This is a genomic window from Pajaroellobacter abortibovis, from assembly GCF_001931505.1.
GTDB classification, from domain to species: Bacteria; Myxococcota_A; Polyangia; order Polyangiales; family Polyangiaceae; genus Pajaroellobacter; species Pajaroellobacter abortibovis.
Window position 1 is genome coordinate 827,996 of record NZ_CP016908.1, and the last position, 16,913, is coordinate 844,908.

At 44.6% G+C, this 16,913-nt stretch carries 12 protein-coding genes; 10 read left to right on the forward strand and 2 right to left on the reverse strand.

What is annotated here, in order from left to right; genetic code table 11:
- Nucleotides 1-340 precede the first annotated feature (340 nt).
- From BCY86_RS04185 to recD, 8 genes are all read left to right on the forward strand, one after another.
- Entirely contained in the window at nucleotides 341-607 is a 267-nt protein-coding gene (locus tag BCY86_RS04185) for a hypothetical protein (RefSeq protein WP_156865067.1), read from the forward strand.
- A gap of 83 nt (nucleotides 608-690) precedes the next feature.
- Nucleotides 691-1,050, forward strand: a complete 360-nt coding sequence (locus tag BCY86_RS04190; RefSeq protein WP_156865068.1) for a hypothetical protein — start codon at nucleotides 691-693, stop codon at nucleotides 1,048-1,050.
- A gap of 131 nt (nucleotides 1,051-1,181) precedes the next feature.
- A complete protein-coding gene (locus BCY86_RS04195) occupies nucleotides 1,182-1,424 on the forward strand; it encodes a hypothetical protein (protein WP_156865069.1) in 243 nt (80 codons plus the stop codon).
- A gap of 272 nt (nucleotides 1,425-1,696) precedes the next feature.
- Nucleotides 1,697-1,825: a hypothetical protein gene (locus tag BCY86_RS10525; protein ID WP_275935844.1), complete on the forward strand. Its 129-nt coding sequence runs from the start codon at nucleotides 1,697-1,699 to the stop codon at nucleotides 1,823-1,825.
- A 773-nt stretch (nucleotides 1,826-2,598) separates the two neighbouring features.
- Nucleotides 2,599-2,787 (forward strand): hypothetical protein, encoded by a 189-nt coding sequence (locus BCY86_RS10065; RefSeq protein ID WP_075276617.1) that lies wholly within the window; start codon nucleotides 2,599-2,601, stop codon nucleotides 2,785-2,787.
- An 81-nt stretch (nucleotides 2,788-2,868) separates the two neighbouring features.
- A complete protein-coding gene (locus BCY86_RS04210; protein WP_075276619.1) occupies nucleotides 2,869-6,321 on the forward strand; it encodes an exodeoxyribonuclease V subunit gamma in 3,453 nt (1,150 codons plus the stop codon).
- Nucleotides 6,321-9,905: a UvrD-helicase domain-containing protein gene (locus BCY86_RS04215; protein ID WP_075276621.1), complete on the forward strand. Its 3,585-nt coding sequence runs from the start codon at nucleotides 6,321-6,323 to the stop codon at nucleotides 9,903-9,905. Before BCY86_RS04210 ends, BCY86_RS04215 begins: the two co-directional genes overlap by 1 nt.
- Before the next feature lie 3 nt (nucleotides 9,906-9,908).
- Entirely contained in the window at nucleotides 9,909-11,996 is a 2,088-nt protein-coding gene (recD, locus tag BCY86_RS04220; protein ID WP_075276622.1) for an exodeoxyribonuclease V subunit alpha, read from the forward strand.
- A 215-nt stretch (nucleotides 11,997-12,211) separates the two neighbouring features.
- On the opposite strand, the gene BCY86_RS04225 is transcribed toward recD, so the two are convergent.
- On the reverse strand, nucleotides 12,212-12,616 hold the full coding sequence (locus tag BCY86_RS04225; protein ID WP_083604181.1) for an SxtJ family membrane protein: 405 nt from the start codon (nucleotides 12,614-12,616) through the stop codon (nucleotides 12,212-12,214).
- A 99-nt stretch (nucleotides 12,617-12,715) separates the two neighbouring features.
- On the reverse strand, nucleotides 12,716-13,930 hold the full coding sequence (locus BCY86_RS04230) for an SGNH/GDSL hydrolase family protein (RefSeq protein WP_075276624.1): 1,215 nt from the start codon (nucleotides 13,928-13,930) through the stop codon (nucleotides 12,716-12,718).
- A 299-nt stretch (nucleotides 13,931-14,229) separates the two neighbouring features.
- On the opposite strand from BCY86_RS04230, the gene BCY86_RS04235 reads away from it, so the two are divergent.
- Together BCY86_RS04235 and BCY86_RS04240 are read left to right on the forward strand one after the other, a co-directional pair.
- Entirely contained in the window at nucleotides 14,230-15,177 is a 948-nt protein-coding gene (locus tag BCY86_RS04235) for a tyrosine recombinase XerC (RefSeq protein ID WP_083604182.1), read from the forward strand.
- Between the two features lie 51 nt (nucleotides 15,178-15,228).
- Nucleotides 15,229-16,104, forward strand: a complete 876-nt coding sequence (locus BCY86_RS04240; protein ID WP_156865070.1) for a hypothetical protein — start codon at nucleotides 15,229-15,231, stop codon at nucleotides 16,102-16,104.
- Nucleotides 16,105-16,913 lie beyond the last annotated feature (809 nt).

Consider the following 16,913-nt stretch of genomic DNA (forward strand, 5'->3'; position numbering starts at 1 on the left):
CCAGAAGTTCATCTTTTTCTTTAACTAGCGTGTTAGTTGGATGCGCTCAAATTAAAAAAATCGCCTCAACAGGGGGAGCATAATGGTGGACTGGATGAGCAGATTTCTGAAGAAAGCATGTATCATTCGATCGAATCCCATTTTGGTTTTTCAGGGAGCTTTGGAGGTCAGGAAAGTGAAACGCTCTCGACTCTCGATGTGCGGCAGGAATATGAATTATTTTCTTTATGGAAAATACATAAGAACTCCTACTCGCACAGAGTAGGAAATTCGTCTCTTACATCAGTTATTGCCCAAACAGTATCATTTGCACTCTGGTCAAGAATGGTGGGGAGGCGCGATGGACATCCGGGAGAAGATTACAGAGCAGGTGGAAGCGGATGGGGTTTGGCTTTACTTGTCTTCTGATCTTCAATTTATCCCTAAGGACAATTATATCCCTAAGGATTTACCTGAGATAAAGCCTTTCTGCCAGGAACTTCTGGCCTATCATTTAGAGGACGTGATTGTCCCTCTCCCTTCTCGCTCTGAGCAGGAGCCTGGTTCTCTCAGGGCAGAGAAGAGGAAGCCACTTCTCTGCAAGAAGCTAAGTGGCTTCTGGGGTTAACGGCAGCCCTTGGGGTTGTTCGTGAACGACTCCTGAATGTGTTGGGGATGGAATCCCATGCATTCTAACAGTTTCCAGAAGGATTGATTGAATCTGCAACTCATACATTAAACTTGATAGAAACAGCGATTGGTCCAGTAGGCGTGGGCATTAATCCACTTCTTTCGACCAGACCATTTACTGATCAGCTTATGGACCCTATTCTTAATAATGATGAGGTTAAGATTTCTTATCAGTCTTCTGTGCCTGTTGGGTCTGTGTTTGAAATTCCTTGCGAGGAGCAAACGAAAACGAAAGAAGTTCCTATCTGGTGCGTTACCTTGTTTTTCCCCTATGGGGATTCTTGGATGGATGAATCTTCTCTCTCTTCCGTGACGCTCTGCGCAGCGCCTAAAAACGGACTGACTGCGAACTTGGTAAGGCATCCTGGTCCATTGGGATAGGATTCGGGTCTGTGACTGAATTCCTCGCACAAGACTCATCTCTCAAGATGGGAAATCTGGTAGAAAAAAAAGTTTTCTCCAATTTGAAGGTCCCTTTGGTCAGTGCAATTTTCACAAAAGCGTGGTGCTGGATGACCGCTTTTAGTCTCTGGAGAGAAGCTCTCTGGACTGCACTATTTTTAGGGTGGGATAGAGTATTTCTTGAGCTTTGGAGGGGTTCTCAATGCTCTGCTCAGTCGCTGATAGTCGAGGAACCCAATCCGAGTCAAACGCTGTTTGATGGTTTTGGGATGACACGCAAGTGGGATCTGCTTTCTGACCCAGCTTTATTAAGACATTTTGGTGCAGCTGGGTCGTTATTTGATACTTTATAAGTAAACAAGAAGGCAATCTTACCATAACAGCTACAGAAACAAAAAGCCGTGGGGTAGAATAGCTTTCTCAAAAAGCACTTTGTAGGGAACATAATCTGGATTGTTCTTTACCTGTCCAGTTATTTTCATTGCCGGGGAATCAGTTATAGAAAGATTAGGCGGAGTATCAAGAAGAGGGCTCGGAGAAAAGGTGGAATCGTCTCATCGATCGCTGTATGATCTTTTCCCAGGAAGAAAAGATCTCTCAAGACCTGGAGTGCTTGGTTGCGATCATGTTACAGAAGTTGGAAGTCCCGATTCCTCTGGCCGTTTCCGTCATCGAATACTGGCGTGATCCTGTGACCCATTCCTTTAATAAATTTCGAGGTGGAACTCTTCATGCTGTTCTTCTTGACCAATAGAAGGCTCTTCAAAAATTCTAGCAAGAGGCCAAAGAATTGGTGATGTCGACGTGGGTTATGCAAGAGAATGGATGAGTTTAAAGTTGGATATCGAGCCGTAACCATTTGTCACGAGTCCCCCTCTGTGGTCTGAGCAGATTTACGAGTATGACCTGAATGTGCCTCAGACGGTAGGGTTGTGGGTGGTAGATCAGGAGGCTGGTGGCATTTATATCAATCGAGTCTTTGACTACATCAACAATCTAGAACATGTGATGCAGGGGTGTTCCATGGATAGGCCGTCTACAGTTACGAAGCGAGACGCTGAAGTGGTTTGCTTGCTGCCTCCGTTTCCTTGTGGAGTTTAGTTTCTAGGGTGTTCCATGGACAGGCAGAAGGGTGGTGCTACTGGTGTACTGATATTCCAGGGGGATTGGGTCTCCGCGTCTTCTCCAGCGGAATTATCTGCGGCATGTTGGGGGATAGGTCCCTAACCAGGCTCAGTTAATGTTTCGACTGGATCCGTGGAGGCATCTGATTCGGGATAGATCTGAATGGCCATATCGCGATCGGTATCATGTCAGGTGGGAGCAGCTTGCTGTAAGTGTGAAGTAGAAAAGTATCTTGGATTGCATGTTGCCGAGGAACCCTGTCGGTGTGAAACAGGATCATTCTTGTGCGACACATTGTCTCACGTAGGTCCTGTATGGGTTACCAATTATCGGCAAGAATGGTGCCTATTTTTGGGATGGACTTGGAAAAATTGAAGGGGGAAAAGTAATTCTTCGCGAAGATTGGTTAAAAGGATTAATCAAGGATGGGATGATGATGCGATCAAAGCCGTTGGACGTATGGAATTCCAAAAACGTCCTTTAGGAGGCACATATCACCTCACTTTTCGACTTGGTCCGGAGGTGAGACTGGGGAGTATTGAGCAGATTCAATTGTTGATGTGGTTGACTTACTGGGTCAAGCAGCAATAAAAAAGGAAGGAAAGGAGGGACTTTATAGTGAAAAGGCTTTCCTTAAATAAGCCCGAGCGCTAAAGATAAGTACTAGGGAAGATGCTGTACGTTGTGTATTCGAATCGTCAAGAAGAGCTCGTGGATGAGATGGCGGAGAGGATGGAACAGCGGGAAAGCATTTTTAAACTCGCGCATCTGATTGTTCCTAATCGAAGTGTTGAGGAGTATGTCAAGATGCGTGCAGCATCTTCTTCAAAAAAGATGATTGGATCGCTCAAAACACATACTTTGTCTGAATGGTTAGAAGAGATTTTATTCTGCTTTAATCCTTGTTCCCGTTATGCAGATAAGGAAGTGATGCGCAATCTCCTGCTTGACCTTTTTCATAGCGAGGAGATTCTTGAACGACCAGAATTAGCCCCTGTTCGATATTACCTTCAGCGTGCGATGGGGGATCCAAAGGCTCATGCACAAAGGTGCTTTCAGTTAGCGGAGGAAGTGGCGTCCTCTTTTGAGGAATATCATTTTCACGATCCTGAAAAGGTTTTACGATGGACTGAGTCAGGAGCCGTCCACCAGGATGGAGACAATGCAGATGAGTTATGGAGGGCTTTCCTCTGGAATATGATCTTCAATAGAGCAAATGTGGAATCCGGTGGCTTGATAACGGCTCGCAGCCACTCTGTTCCATTTGTCTCTTTATTGCATCAGGAATTCTCTTTCTTCTGGAAAGGGGGAGGTCCTTTTTATTTCTTTGGCTTTCCTTTCTTCCCAAAAGGTATCTATGAGCTGTTTAGACGTCTTTCAGACAAGGCTGATCTATGGGTGTTTAGCATGAATCCATGTCAGGAATATTGGGAGGATATTGAATGCATGCCGAGCCATATCTTTTGTGAAAGGACAGCATCGGTTGGGCAGGAGATAGGTGGATCCATGCAAGAAGGAAAAGAACTTTTTCCTTTTGATCCCGTCCTTCTTAAATCATTGGGGAAAGTGAGTCAGTCCCATGTACGCATGCTGGACGATCTGACTCAGGGAAATCGGATCGATTGTTTCCATGATCCTCTAAAGGATGGAAATTCTCTTTTGCATTATCTCCAACATGATCTTTTGACACGCGCATGGACAGTGCGAGAGGAAAAGGACAGACAAAAATGGAAAACCGATCAGAGTGTTTCTATCCTGTCTTGTTCAAGCGTTCGGCGTGAACTGGAAACGATTGGAGAAGAAATCTGGAAGTGGATTCGACACAATCATGGACAAGAGGCAAGGCCGGGCGCTTCGCTTTGTTTTGATGAGATAGCCGTTATGGTCTCGGATGCGGAGTGGTCGCGGTATGTCTCTCACATTTCTGCTGTGTTTGAAGAGATGCATGGGATCCCCCATGTCATGTGTGATATTCCTCTTTCTTCTATTTATCCTTCGGTAGAGGCTATCGATATTCTTCTAGGACTTCCAGCAAAACAGCTTACGTATTCGGAATGGATTCGATTGATCCGTCATCCTGCATGCATCCACTGGACGGATGGTCAAGGAGTTGAACTATGGGAACGATACCTAAAACGTTTTGGGGCTATTGTGGGGGTAGCGGAGGAGACAGGATCACAGGACCCCTTCCGCGGTGATCTTGCGAATTGGGAGCGCGCATTGCGTAGACTTGCACTAGGCATCTTCATGGCGGGAGATCTTCATTCTTCAGGAGCCCCTTTTCGAGCAGGAAAAATGGGCATACTTCCTGTGGAAACTTCTCCTTCTGAAATGCATGTCGTTGCTCAATTGCTTAGTGTTTTTCGTTCACTACTAGCTGATATACGGTTTGCTCGTTCTTCTTTGCTAACTGGGAAAGAGTGGGTTTGCTTTTTCTGTGATCTGGTTTCTATGTATATTCGTCCTGCTGGAGGAGAGGATACACAGGCTTTTCTTGAAGTCAAACAGCATATTTCCTCTATGGGGAGTCATTATCCAGGGGACTTTCCTATTTCCTTTGAATTAGCTCATCAGTTGATTCAATCATCGCTCCACCAGCTTTCTGTTTCCAGAGGGGGAAGAGGAGTGAGGATTGGTCCCGTCTCCAGGCTAGAGGGGCTTCCTTTTCGAATAGTCTTTGGGATTGGCTTTGGTGAGACTTCCCCTTTTTCTTGTGATGGTGAGATGTGGAAGGTGAAACCCAGGGGTGAAATGCTATCCATCTATTCGTCTCGCGATCGGGATGCGTCCGTACTCTTGAGTCTTCTTTTGTCTGCACGCGAACGCCTGTATTTATCCTATGTGAATCAGGACGCCAAATCAGGTGAACGCACTCGACCATCCCTTTTGGTTGAAGAATTCATTCAGATCGTGCAACGGGACTATTTGGTGGATCAGACGGAATCGTTGCTTGTTCGCTCACCTTATCCCTGTCGTTACGATCCACGTCTTTTCCCTAGTTTATTTCCAGAAGAGGGGGGGACAGAGGAAGAGAGCATCCATCCTATTGCATATGCTGAGGCTTCTGCTTTGGCTCTTTGTCAGGGACACTTCGAACGGGTAACAGAAATTTCTTCGCCCTCTATTGCTTTAAAAGTCATTGCCCAGCGAATTTCTCTGCGGTCTCTTCGACGATTTTTGGAGGATCCTCTGCAGGAGTTTGTTAGGACCTCTCTAGGTCTTAAAAAACCTAGTCAAAAAGGGGAACCGTATGAGCCCTCTTTTTTTAAAATGCATCCGTGGCAAGCAGAATCTTTCTTACATGCTGTATGGATTCACGCTTGTAATGGAGGCCTGCCTCTAGAAAAAGTATACGATGAGGAAGTTTCTCTTCGTCGGCTCAAGGGGGAATTGCCAGTCGGTTGGTTTGCTGATGCTCAGCGTAGGCGTCATCTGCATATTTTACTTGGGTGGCAGAAGGTTGTTCGGGATCAATTGGGTGTCCCTCATGAACAGATCAAGACTCTTTGTTTTGGATCTCCTTGGGAAGGTGGAGGGGCTATGGAAGTACTCGCTCCTCTTTTACTAAAGGGGGGATATTCTACTCTGGTTTCTCAAGGTAGGCATTCTCTTGAGCTTTCGGGGATCGTAAACGCTTTCGCAGGGAATAATGGAATTTTTCTGTTTCGACGGAGTGCAGCAACCACTCGTTTTCACAAAGAGAAAGAGAAGCTTAGATGTTTTCTGAAATATGTGACCCTCTGCGCAGCAGGGATGATCCATGGAGAGGCTCCCTATCCGGCGCACATATGTACGGTCGATCCAACCCCTTCTGTTCGAACCATTTACTTCCCTTCGTTCTCCACTCAGAAGGCATTGGATTATCTTCATCAGATTGCTTCTGATTTGTTGAAGAATCCTCATTTTTACTTTTTCCCTTTTGAAGCGGTTGTGATGTTTCAGGAGTCTCAAGATGTCAAGGTAGTGGAGACTTGGATGGAGGAGGTACGGAATTCTGGGAGGGAAGACGGACATGCTATTGAATTGAACCAACGCTATCCATTACCTTCGTTAGCGGACATCGAAGAAATTCTCGAGAGGCGCTTTGGTCTTTTTTTCCATATGACGAGGTCAATAGAACCGTGATGGAATCTGCTTGGATTCGACCGTCTCTTCTGAATACGATTTCTCTTCGTCATCATGCGCTGATTGAGGCATCGGCAGGGACGGGAAAAACATTTCTTCTAGAAAATCTTTTGGTTGAGTTGCTGCTCAAGACAGACGTAAAAATTGAACAAATCCTTGTAGTTACCTTTACTGAAAAAGCGGCACGGGATCTCAAAAATCGACTGTATACAAAATTGAAGGTACTCGTGCAATCCTTTCCTAAAGGGGAATCTGTCTCTCCGGATCGGTGGCAACTGGATTGGGATGCCGTTCACAAACTTCATTCTGCTCTTTTTTCATTCGAGCAGGCTTCGATTTCGACGATTCATGGATTCTGTCATCATCTGCTAGCTCGACATGCTTTCGAACAGGGTCGTCTCTTTCAAGAAAGGAAAGTGGATGGAAAGGCTCTTTTTGCGGAAGTGTTTCGGGATGCCCTCTGTTGTGATCTTGCCCAGGATCAACAAACCCGACGTTGGATTGAAACCGCTTTGGAAGTTGGATGGGACGTTGAGCAATTGGAAGAATTACTCTATTCCTGTATATCGGAGCGTGGAAGGTGGCAGCCTGAAAACATTTGTGTAGAACCTTTTCTTGAAGCTCTGATGGCATTTCCTTGGGAGGAAATTTGCTCTTCTTTGAAAGGAAATCTTAAGGCTGCTGGCTTGCATGCCAATACAGCCCATGCCGCGGAAAGAAAAATCCACCGATTGGCTTCATTAAAAGATGAATTTCTTAATGAGCGTGATCCTATTCGTCTTTGGGTCCATCTCGAACAGACCCCTTTTGTAGATTGGTTGGAACAGCTGTGGACTACAGTCCATGAAAGTCCATGTGACTCTGATAAGCTTTTGGCAGGTGCTCTCCTTCGAATTCGACACGCTGTGGTTCCTCTTGAAGCTGCTTTTGCTCATGTTTTGATCCCCCCCCTGACTCGGTTGATGGAAGCGAAAAAGCGCAGGGAAGGGCTTTACGATTTTGATGATATGTTGCTGGTGGTTCAACGAAGCATACAGGGGGAAAAAGGGAGATCTCTTGTCAACCAATGGCGTGCTCGCTATCGATATGCGCTTATTGATGAATTTCAGGACACGGATGAAGTCCAGTGGTCTATTTTTCATAGGCTGTTTATAGAAAGCCCAGGGGAAAATTGTTTATATTTAATTGGAGACCCAAAGCAGGCCATCTATGGTTTTCGGGGAGCCCATCTAGACACTTATCTGATAGCCAAGGAGATTATTCAGCAGCACGGGGGTATAGTAGTCTATCTCGAGGAAAATTATCGATCCACCTCAGTCCTTATCTCTGCTTGTAACGCTTTATTGGATCAGAATGCTGGTGCTGCAGCTCTGTTTCAGGGGGAGGTGCGCTATGATCATCCCGTCGTTTCTGGAAGTTCAGACAAAGAAGCTCATCAGATAATTGGACCAGATACCTCTCCAGTGGTTTTATTACCACTTTCTCCTTCTGATGCGCAGCAAATAGGTGAAAAGTTGATTGGCCCTTCTGCTCGATTACCGAAACGCAGAAAGAAGAAACAAGAATTTTTCGAAGAGCTCAGCATTCAAATCGCCAGCACACTCAAAGAACTTCTGACTCCTTCTTCTGCCTTTCGATGCCTTAAAAAAGGGATATCGAACTCTGTAAAAGGGAAGGATGTGTTTGTCCTTACACGTACATGGAACGATGCATATCGTATTGCTTCTGTCTTTCAACAATACGGGATTCGATATATTTTTCATAAAGCTCCTGGTCTCTTCCAAACCAAACAAGCTATCCATGTAAAGACAGTTCTAGAAGCGATTGCTGATCCATTTGATTTTTCTCAATGCATGCGCGCATGGCTGACCCCGTTTTTTGACATTTCTCTGGAAATGATCGCTCATCTTCAGAATCTCTTATGCGCACACCCTCTTCGCGCTCGACTGATTGAGTGGCATACGCTGGCTCAGAAAAAAGATTATTCCTCCTTGTTCTCTCAGATGTGGAAAGAAAGTGGACTTGCACAAAGGCTTATTTTTCGGGATCCAGAGGGGTTGTCTCTTACTACCTATGCCCATATCTTTGAAGTATTGCTTGATCATGCTCAAGCATCTCCTTCTTACACCTTGCAGGATATGGTCATGCTCATTGATTCCCTTAGGGAGGCTAGTCAGAAGAATGAGGAAGAGGACTCTTATCCTCTGCGTGCTTCTGTTCATGAGGATGCAGTGCAAATCATGACGATTTATGCATCGAAGGGGCTTGAGGCCAAAGTAGTCTTCCTTGCCGCTGGAATTGGACAGAGCACTCGCTCCCGTTCTCTTGGAATTTTTTCGAATGACCAGAGAGAACGTGTTGTGTATATAGGGCGCCCGCCTCCTGACCTAGCAATAAGGATCCGAGCGGAACAAGAAGAACAGGAAGCAAGACTTCTCTATGTGGCTTTGACAAGAGCACGATTGCGTCTTTATCTTCCCTGGATTTCAGGACAGGAGAAAAACATTAAAGGACCTTATGCTCGTCTCAATCAACGGTTGACGGATCTGATTAGGGAAGAAGATACCTCTTTGAAAGAACTTTTTTCTGTCAAATCTCAATCTTCTTTTTTATCGGATGGAGATAAGACAGAGAGGCTCTCTCTCCCTGACTCCCTTTCTTTTATGAATATGAAGGTAGGAGAGAAAGATTGGTCCTCCTTTTCTGATTTAAAGAAAAAAAGGTTGGGTGCTTGGATAACCTCTTATACCAAGCTCAAGGGGAATAGTAGGAAATATGATTCCCCAGGACAAGAGCGTGTTTTAGTCCCTTTAGAGCGTATTAATCTATCTGGACAGACCCTATCGAGTCAACTTCCACCTGGTCCAGAGATTGGTCTTCTCCTCCACTTTCTTCTTGAAAAGATGCCTTTTTCTCTGGCACGTGATGCCTTGTCTCTAGAAGATTGGATAGCTCATCCTATAGTTGATTCTCTCCTGGAACGAGGGATGGAGCAGTGGTCTGTCGATCCAGTTTGGAAGGGGGTTATTCAGGGGAGGATATGGACTGCTTTGAAATGTTCTATCCGTCTTGGCGATGGTTGTTTTTTGGAAGGAATCAGTTCTTTAGACAACTGTGTACGAGAAACAGAATTCCTCTATCCGCTTCCTCTCTGGATAGATTTTGGAATGGACCAGTTTGGATTTCGAAGAGAAGAAGTTTGCAAAAGAGAAGGAAAGATGTCTTGTGAGTTTTATGGAGGTCAGATCTATGTGAGGGGAATGATCGATTGCTGCTTTGAAAAAAATGGAAAAATGTATCTTGTAGATTGGAAAAGTGACCGCTTGGCTGATTGGGGGGAAGATACCCTTCGTCAACATGTTCTTCGAAATTATGTTCTTCAGGCTCAGATATATACAGCTGCAATGGTACGCATGATGTTGATCGATCGGTTGATCCATTATCAAGAACGTTTTGGGGGGATCTTCTTTGGTTTCTTGAGAGGGATGTCGTTAGAGCATACGCCTACCCCTTCTGTTCTCCTGTATTGTCCTCAGTGGGATGACATTATCCCTTGGATTTCTAATCATCGGAAGGAACGATGAAAGATGGATTTTTCCAATCGGAGTTGCGGGAACGTCTCTTATGCCTCTTTTGGTGCTGGAGCGTTGCAGTTCTTAAAAAGGGGAGGAGGAGAAAGGGTACGGACGGATTCTGCTTACGAGGAAATACGAACTTTACTTAAGAGTGCTCCACAGCGACAGTGGGGGGAGGAACTCTTAAGTATCGCGTGGGAGATTGTCGAATCTGTTGAACCACCTTGTTCTGAGATCCATAAGACTCCTCTTGGTTTTCTCGTTTTAGCCTCTCTGTTGAGTGTTCGATATGGTCATACGAGACTTCCCTTTCGAGGCGAGGGGAAAGCTACATTTCAGAACATCATGGAGGAATTGGGAGTCCCTTTATGCATTCAGCAACAGATCATGCGGTGGTTAGAGGAGAGTCATATCCCTACTGAACTTCAATCAATCATTGGGCATGGTGGGGAGGCGAAACCCATTGTAATAGAACGAGGTGCGCTTGCCTTACACAAATTGTATAGGATGGAAAAGGTGCTCGCCCAATGGGTTCAAAGTCATGCGGATAGTGCACAACAGCAGATAGACAAGAACGCTATGGATGCAGCAGTCCAAGATGTATATCAACGTCCTCCATTCTGGAAGAAAAAGCCTATGTGGCTATCCTTAGAACAGAAGAAAGCTGTTGAGGCTGCTGCTCTTTCTAACGTTCTCTTGATTACAGGAGGCCCTGGGACTGGGAAGACTTCAGTGGTGGTTTCTATTCTTAGAATGTTGGTCCGTCTAGGCCTTTCCCCTCACCAAATGGCTCTTGTAGGACCTACTGGCAAGGCTGCTAGATGTCTCGATAAGTCAGTTCGTACTAGCCTTGAAGCAATAGACAGTCCATCTCTTGAGGACAGGGAACTACTAACTGAAGTTCCGAGAGCTCAAACCATCCATAGCCTTTTGAGGTATGTGCCTTCTACGGACACATTCCGTCACCATTCCTTATCCAGACTCCCTTACCAGCTGGTTTGTGTCGATGAAGCTTCGATGGTAGACGTTTCTCTAATGGTCTATCTGGTTCAAGCGCTCTGTGATACAACCCGCTTCATTCTGTTAGGAGATGTGGATCAGTTGCCTTCTGTTGAACCTGGAGCAGTCTTCCGCGACCTTCTCAGTATCCCTTCTGAAAAAAACCAGGAGAAATGGTGTACTGCACGCCTCACAGAAAACTTTCGAATCCAATCGGAAGAAAGGAGAGAAGAAGGGATTTTATCCATATCCTATCAAATACGCAGTGGCCAGGTCCCCTCTTCTTTTACTTCTCCTTCCTGCTTTCAAAGCATGGATAGCCCCTTTTCTTTCGAAGCAATCCGCCGGAAAGACGCTGAATTGTTAGAAGGGGAATGGACTGCGATGGAAGATCCATTTCTCAAAAAGTGGTTTCAGACTCATATCGAACCTGCCTCTTCACTCAGAAAAGTCATTCAGACCACCTATCCATTTCCAATGAACGGGGCTTCCATGGATATGTATCCAGAGCTCCGCTCTCTCTTACTGCATTACGAAAAAAGCAGGATTCTTGGAGCTACTTATTTTGTTCGAGAAGGGGGAGGGATGGATCAGATCAATCAGAAACTTCATCAGCATATGCTGAAATTCATCCAACCGTATCATTTGGATTATATAGGATCCTTTCCTTTTTGTCCAGGCGAACCTGTTCTGCTGTATCAGAACGATTACACCCATGGTTTACGCAATGGAGATCAAGGAATTGTGCTGCGGATTAAACAAGCAGAGAAAGAACAAGAACTTGCCGTCGCATTTTTATCTTTTCAAGGCTGCCAAGAAGAACTCCTCTTATTTCCCTTATTTCTGCTGGCCGATAGATTGGAACACGCCTATGCAATGACGGTCCATAAATCCCAAGGATCCGAATTCGATCACGTAGCTCTCATACTTCCCCAAGCAGCCACCCCCTTTTTGACCCGAGAATTGATCTACACAGCCATAACCCGAAGCCGCACCTCCGTCGTCATCCTAGGTCAGCTATCCATACTTCACCAAGGCATCACCCGCACCACTCCCCGCCACACTTGGCTTCCCCATTTGCTCCAGACCTGTATGATGTGATCGAAACGCAGTTTATACGAAGGAGTTGACGTGTTTTTTAGAATGATCTACTGCTCTTTTGGAGAACTATACAGGAATTTTTCCAGCAGCACCGCGACCTCGCCATCTCAAATCCCTCCTTATCTGCATCAGCCTTTTTTTCTAATCCATAAGAAATAAAGGAGCTCTTGGAGGGCAGGCCACATGACAGATTCCCTTTGATTTTTGAGAAAGTACTAAAATTGATTGCGGAAGCTTTGAGAAGAGATAGTAGATTTGCGAAATATCCAATAGCTCTTTTGTTCTGGCTCCAATTGAAGACAGAGGATATTTTTTCCTCTCCAGCGGAGGAATAGCCCAATGGGTGTAAACACGCCGTAGAAAAGAAGACCGAGGAGCAACGGGCTTATGATTGTATGGAGGAGAAGAGCAAGTTGCATCCACTTTTGATTGAGGGGGTGAAGTAAGTGGGGAGACAAAACCCCTAGGATGAGGAGAGGAACTCCAAGGAATAAGGCCCATCTTAGGATGGGTTCACTGTGCCAAAGAGGCAATAAAGCGATTGCCAGAAGGATAGAGCCAAAGGTCAACCCAAATTTTCTGTCTGAGGGCAGTTGGTTGGTTGTAGGAATATAGCTCATTTCTTCTTGCATGACTGGAGTAGAATAACTAACCCAATATTAAATGCTTAAATTTTGCACCCTTTTTATCTTTCTATATCATTGATGTCAAAAAAAAAATTAGTTTTGATGAAAATAAGAAGAAGCTTCTGCACATATTTTTTCAGCGAGTGCTTTTCCTGCTAATTCATGTCCTAATTCGTTCCAATGTCCGCCGCATGGAATACAATTAGAGAAACCATGAATACATTTTTTTTCTGACCTTGCAAATTGTTGAAGGATTGGAACTAATGTGAGAATAGGAATATGGTTTGTTTTAGCAAATTCAGAAATTCTGTGATCTGGATAGAAAATATCATTAATATGATGGCGTAACATGAAATCTTTAACTTGGTTGTAATAGGGAAAAACTTGCAATTCATTACTTAGTGTCATTATTAGTAGACTTGCAGAATGAAGTTGGGTTTCTCGATGTATAGCGAGCAAAAAATCTTCAGTTAATTGCCATGCATGAATCCATTTTTGATCTGTAGGTGGACGATAAATGCCTAAATTCTCACCTAATTCAAGAACATCACCGGATTCCAAATCTGGTATTTCTTTTTGGCTTCTTCTTTTTATTGCTAATTGTCCTCTCAGTGATGAGATTAGGTAAAGAAGATTTGAATGTGAGTGTATAATATTTTTGACTTGAATTTTAACTTGTTTTGCGCTGAAGTGACGAAGACTTGTTTGAATTAATTTGTTATCTTTTATTTCATAATAAGGACGAGGATGACGTGTTAAAAAATCAGGACTATTATCCATGATGTCATTTGCAGTGTACATGGCGATAATAACCATGTTTGGGGAGTAATCCCAGACATCTTTCTGTAGAACGAGAAATTCTTGTATTGTTCCATAACTTGAAACGCCAAAATTTATTATTTCTACTTTTTTGTCTTGAAAAAATGGACATTTTTTTAAGTGTTGTTCAGCTTGTTTGCAAAATGTCTTTTCTAGAGGTACCTGAATCGCTTCTGTAAAAGAATCACCTAGGATGGCAATCCTTATTGTGTTATTTTGTTTTTCTAGAGAATATTCTATATCTCGCAGACCGTGGCTATTGATTTGGACGAACGATTTTCCTTCGCCTTCATAATTTGATTTTGCTAATGGTACATGAACCATCTTGAGTAAAGGATCATATTTAAATAAAGGAGGTGTGTTTAAAAAGGGAATGTATCGGTTTCTTATAAATGGAAGGCGAAGGATAAACTCTCCTATTAATAAGAAGTATACAAAGTAAATAATTGTATGTCCAAAAATTTTTTTTAAGATATTAAAAATTTTCATTTGTATCTCATGCGAGATAGATTTGAAGATTCATCATGCTTCTTCAATATTGTTTAAACTGGTGTTTATTTTTTAGAAGTTTTTTATTGCTTGGAAATTTCGAATATAAGTGGGAGTGCATCCAAGTGTTTTTTTGTTGCATGGTAAACTGGAAATCTACACATATAAAAGTTTCTATTTATGCTGAGAAGCATGTGGTGATTTTTTCTTTTGTTGGTTAAATTAGTCATTTTCCAAGTAGAGTGGGATTAAAATCCAAGGGGCTTTTCTAAGCTGGCAGAGAGTGTTACAAAGCCAACATGACGATTCCACAGGCGATTCAGGCGTTTCTTCAGCATTTGGAAGTAGAGAGGCGAGTGTCGCCCTATACGGTAAAGTCTTATGGAAGAGACTTAGCTAGTTTATCTCGTTTTATTGAAACTGTGAAGGATTGTCGTAGAGGTTCTAGTGATCCCTTAAGTGCTCTTCGGGGTATTGATCTTGTGCTTCTGCGGCGGTGGCTTGGGGAGATGGTCAACACGCATGCCACTTCTTCGATGGCGCGAGCTGTTGCGGCGGTGCGGGCTTGGATGCGGTGGCTTCATCAGCTGGGATGGATTGAGGTCAACCCTGCTGATGCGCTTGCTACCCCCAAGGTGCGGCGTGGGCTTCCCCTTTGCTTATCCGCGGATGCGGCCAAAGAGGTGGTTGAAGCTCCTGGCTTTGAGGGTAAGATGTCTGTGCGGGATGCTTCTATTTTAGAGCTGCTGTATGGATCTGGGCTTCGTGTGAGTGAGTTGGTATCTGTCAATATTCAGGATATCGATTGGGAAGGAGGGCAAGTGTGCATACAGGGGAAGGGGAACAAAGAGAGAGTGGTTCCTTTGGGGCGCCTTTGTCAGGAGGCTCTTAAAAAATATCTTGAAACACGAATTCACCAAACAGTAGCAGTTCCTTCGAAAAATCAACTTGAGCCTCTTTTTTTGAATCATCGAGGGGGTAGACTTAGTGTGCGAGCGGTGCAGCGCTTGGTCAATCGATATGGTATGATAGGAGCGGGTCGGGCGGATCTCTACCCTCACGCATTGCGTCATACGTGTGCTACGCATCTTCTTGCAGGAGGGGCAGACCTACGCACCATCCAAACGTTTCTCGGGCATGCTTCTCTGTCCACGACGCAGCGGTATACTCATGTATCGATTGAGCATTTAATGAAAGTCTATGATGCATCTCATCCTCTTGCGCGCGCTTTTCAAGAGAAAGAATAAAACTTCGTGTGTTCTTGTTTAATTCGTATCCTTTACTCTTGTTTGGGAGGAATGATTGGTACTATCATTGTGGCTGCCCTGGAAGCAAATCTAGCGACCCGCTTGGATGCTTCTTTCTCTTTCTTTGATTTCTTTCTAGCTGATCTTGCTTTATTGATTCCCTTTGCTTTGGCAGGGGGAAGTGCGGGAGGCGGGCTTATGTGTATTCTCGAGCCTGGTCGAATGAAGACCTTAGGGGAATATGCTGAGGACTTGAGGAGTTGGCCTGTACTCGCTCGCTTGCGGATGGCAGCATTGGTCCCTTTGCTTGTTTTTGCAAGCTTTGGCTGGTTTCTTACGCTTGCGCATACAGCTCATCAGATATTTAAGCAGCCGTCACCGATGGAAGTGGGAGTTCAACTCGGTTTTCTTTCCTTGGCTGTATTTCTTCTCTTGTTAGCGGTGGCATTTGCACTATACCCCTCCCTTCGCCGAGTTCTTGCATGGTTAGTTCAATATCATCAGTGTTGGGTTGACCCTACTTTTACAGGAGGCGGTGCAGTTCTTCTTGTACTTGGCATGATCGGTTTGGGGATTGGTTTGGGTGAACCCAATGGCTCCAGTGAGGGACTATGGATATTAGGCTTGTTGAAGAAACCAGCCATCGATTGGAAACCGTTGGTCAACGGACTTATTCTTGCGACAGGAATTTATTTAGCCCCTTTTGCTTTTTATCCAGTTCGTCGTCGATTGATGACGGTGTTGCCCATCCTTCTCATCACTTTGTTGCCTCTTGGCGTTACGCTTCATCAAGCGCACGCTTTAAATCAAAATCCATCGCTGGTGATCGCTCTTGAAGAGAAAGCTCCTTTAGGTGGGAAGGCCCTCGCTCTCTGGCATAGAGTTGTTACATGGAACAGAGAAGGCGATTCTCTTTATCACTATTGATACGCTGAGGATGAACGTCGGCTTTATGGGCTATCCTAAGAGGTGTTCACTCCCCACCTGGATAAGTTGGCTGAGAAAAGTATTGTATTCGATAAAGCTTATGCGCTTGCTTCCTACACAGGAAAGAGCCTCGGTCCTCTTTTAATACGATATCCCAGCGAGACAGAACGGGATGGCAAAATTTCACCAAATACAATAAGCAGAATATATTCCTCACTACTCGTTTGCAACGAGCAGGTATTCACATGGGGGCTGCAGCTCATTGGTATTTTACCTACTGAAGTGGTTTGGCACAAGGAATCCAGGACCATGATCTCTTTTTTAAGCCTTATCAAGGATCAGGGGATACGGATACCTCTGTCATAAGCCTTCAGCTAACAGACGCTGCCATTTGTCTATTAACGAAACAGGAGCAGCGGGGAGGGCAATTTTTTTATGGGTTCACTATTTTGATCCCCATGCCGATTGATATGGTTCCCACGATTCTCGATATCCTGTACGTGAACAACTCTGAACATACAGCGTTCCTTTCAGGAAAAAGCTTATGGATCGACTTATCTGGCGGGAGAACAGGATCCGCACGAAGAGAGAGACATCTATATTGATATGCCTGTAGGCCCTTACAATCATTTGCGACATGCTCTGATCCATGGGCCGACCCCTGGGATCAGACTCATTCATCGTGGTGGTGAGCTCTATCAGCTGTTTGATTTACACTCTGATCCAAATGAGTTACATGTTCTCTCTAGGGACAAAAGCCAACTCTTCCCGATGGTGAGTCGCATGAATGCTTTCCGCTCCTAGCTTCG

Bases quoted from the DNA above. Each gene is read 5' to 3' on its own strand.
- BCY86_RS04240 (WP_156865070.1), top strand. From the start codon at position 15,229: ATGATTGGTACTATCATTGTGGCTGCCCTGGAAGCAAATCTAGCGACC.
- BCY86_RS04195 (WP_156865069.1), top strand. From the start codon at position 1,182: ATGACCGCTTTTAGTCTCTGGAGAGAAGCTCTCTGGACTGCACTATTT.
- recD (WP_075276622.1), top strand. From the start codon at position 9,909: ATGGATTTTTCCAATCGGAGTTGCGGGAACGTCTCTTATGCCTCTTTT.
- BCY86_RS04215 (WP_075276621.1), top strand. From the start codon at position 6,321: ATGGAATCTGCTTGGATTCGACCGTCTCTTCTGAATACGATTTCTCTT.
- BCY86_RS04210 (WP_075276619.1), top strand. From the start codon at position 2,869: ATGCTGTACGTTGTGTATTCGAATCGTCAAGAAGAGCTCGTGGATGAG.
- BCY86_RS04235 (WP_083604182.1), top strand. From the start codon at position 14,230: ATGACGATTCCACAGGCGATTCAGGCGTTTCTTCAGCATTTGGAAGTA.
- BCY86_RS10525 (WP_275935844.1), top strand. From the start codon at position 1,697: ATGTTACAGAAGTTGGAAGTCCCGATTCCTCTGGCCGTTTCCGTCATC.
- BCY86_RS04225 (WP_083604181.1), bottom strand. From the start codon at position 12,616: ATGAGCTATATTCCTACAACCAACCAACTGCCCTCAGACAGAAAATTT.
- BCY86_RS04230 (WP_075276624.1), bottom strand. From the start codon at position 13,930: ATGAAAATTTTTAATATCTTAAAAAAAATTTTTGGACATACAATTATT.
- BCY86_RS04185 (WP_156865067.1), top strand. From the start codon at position 341: ATGGACATCCGGGAGAAGATTACAGAGCAGGTGGAAGCGGATGGGGTT.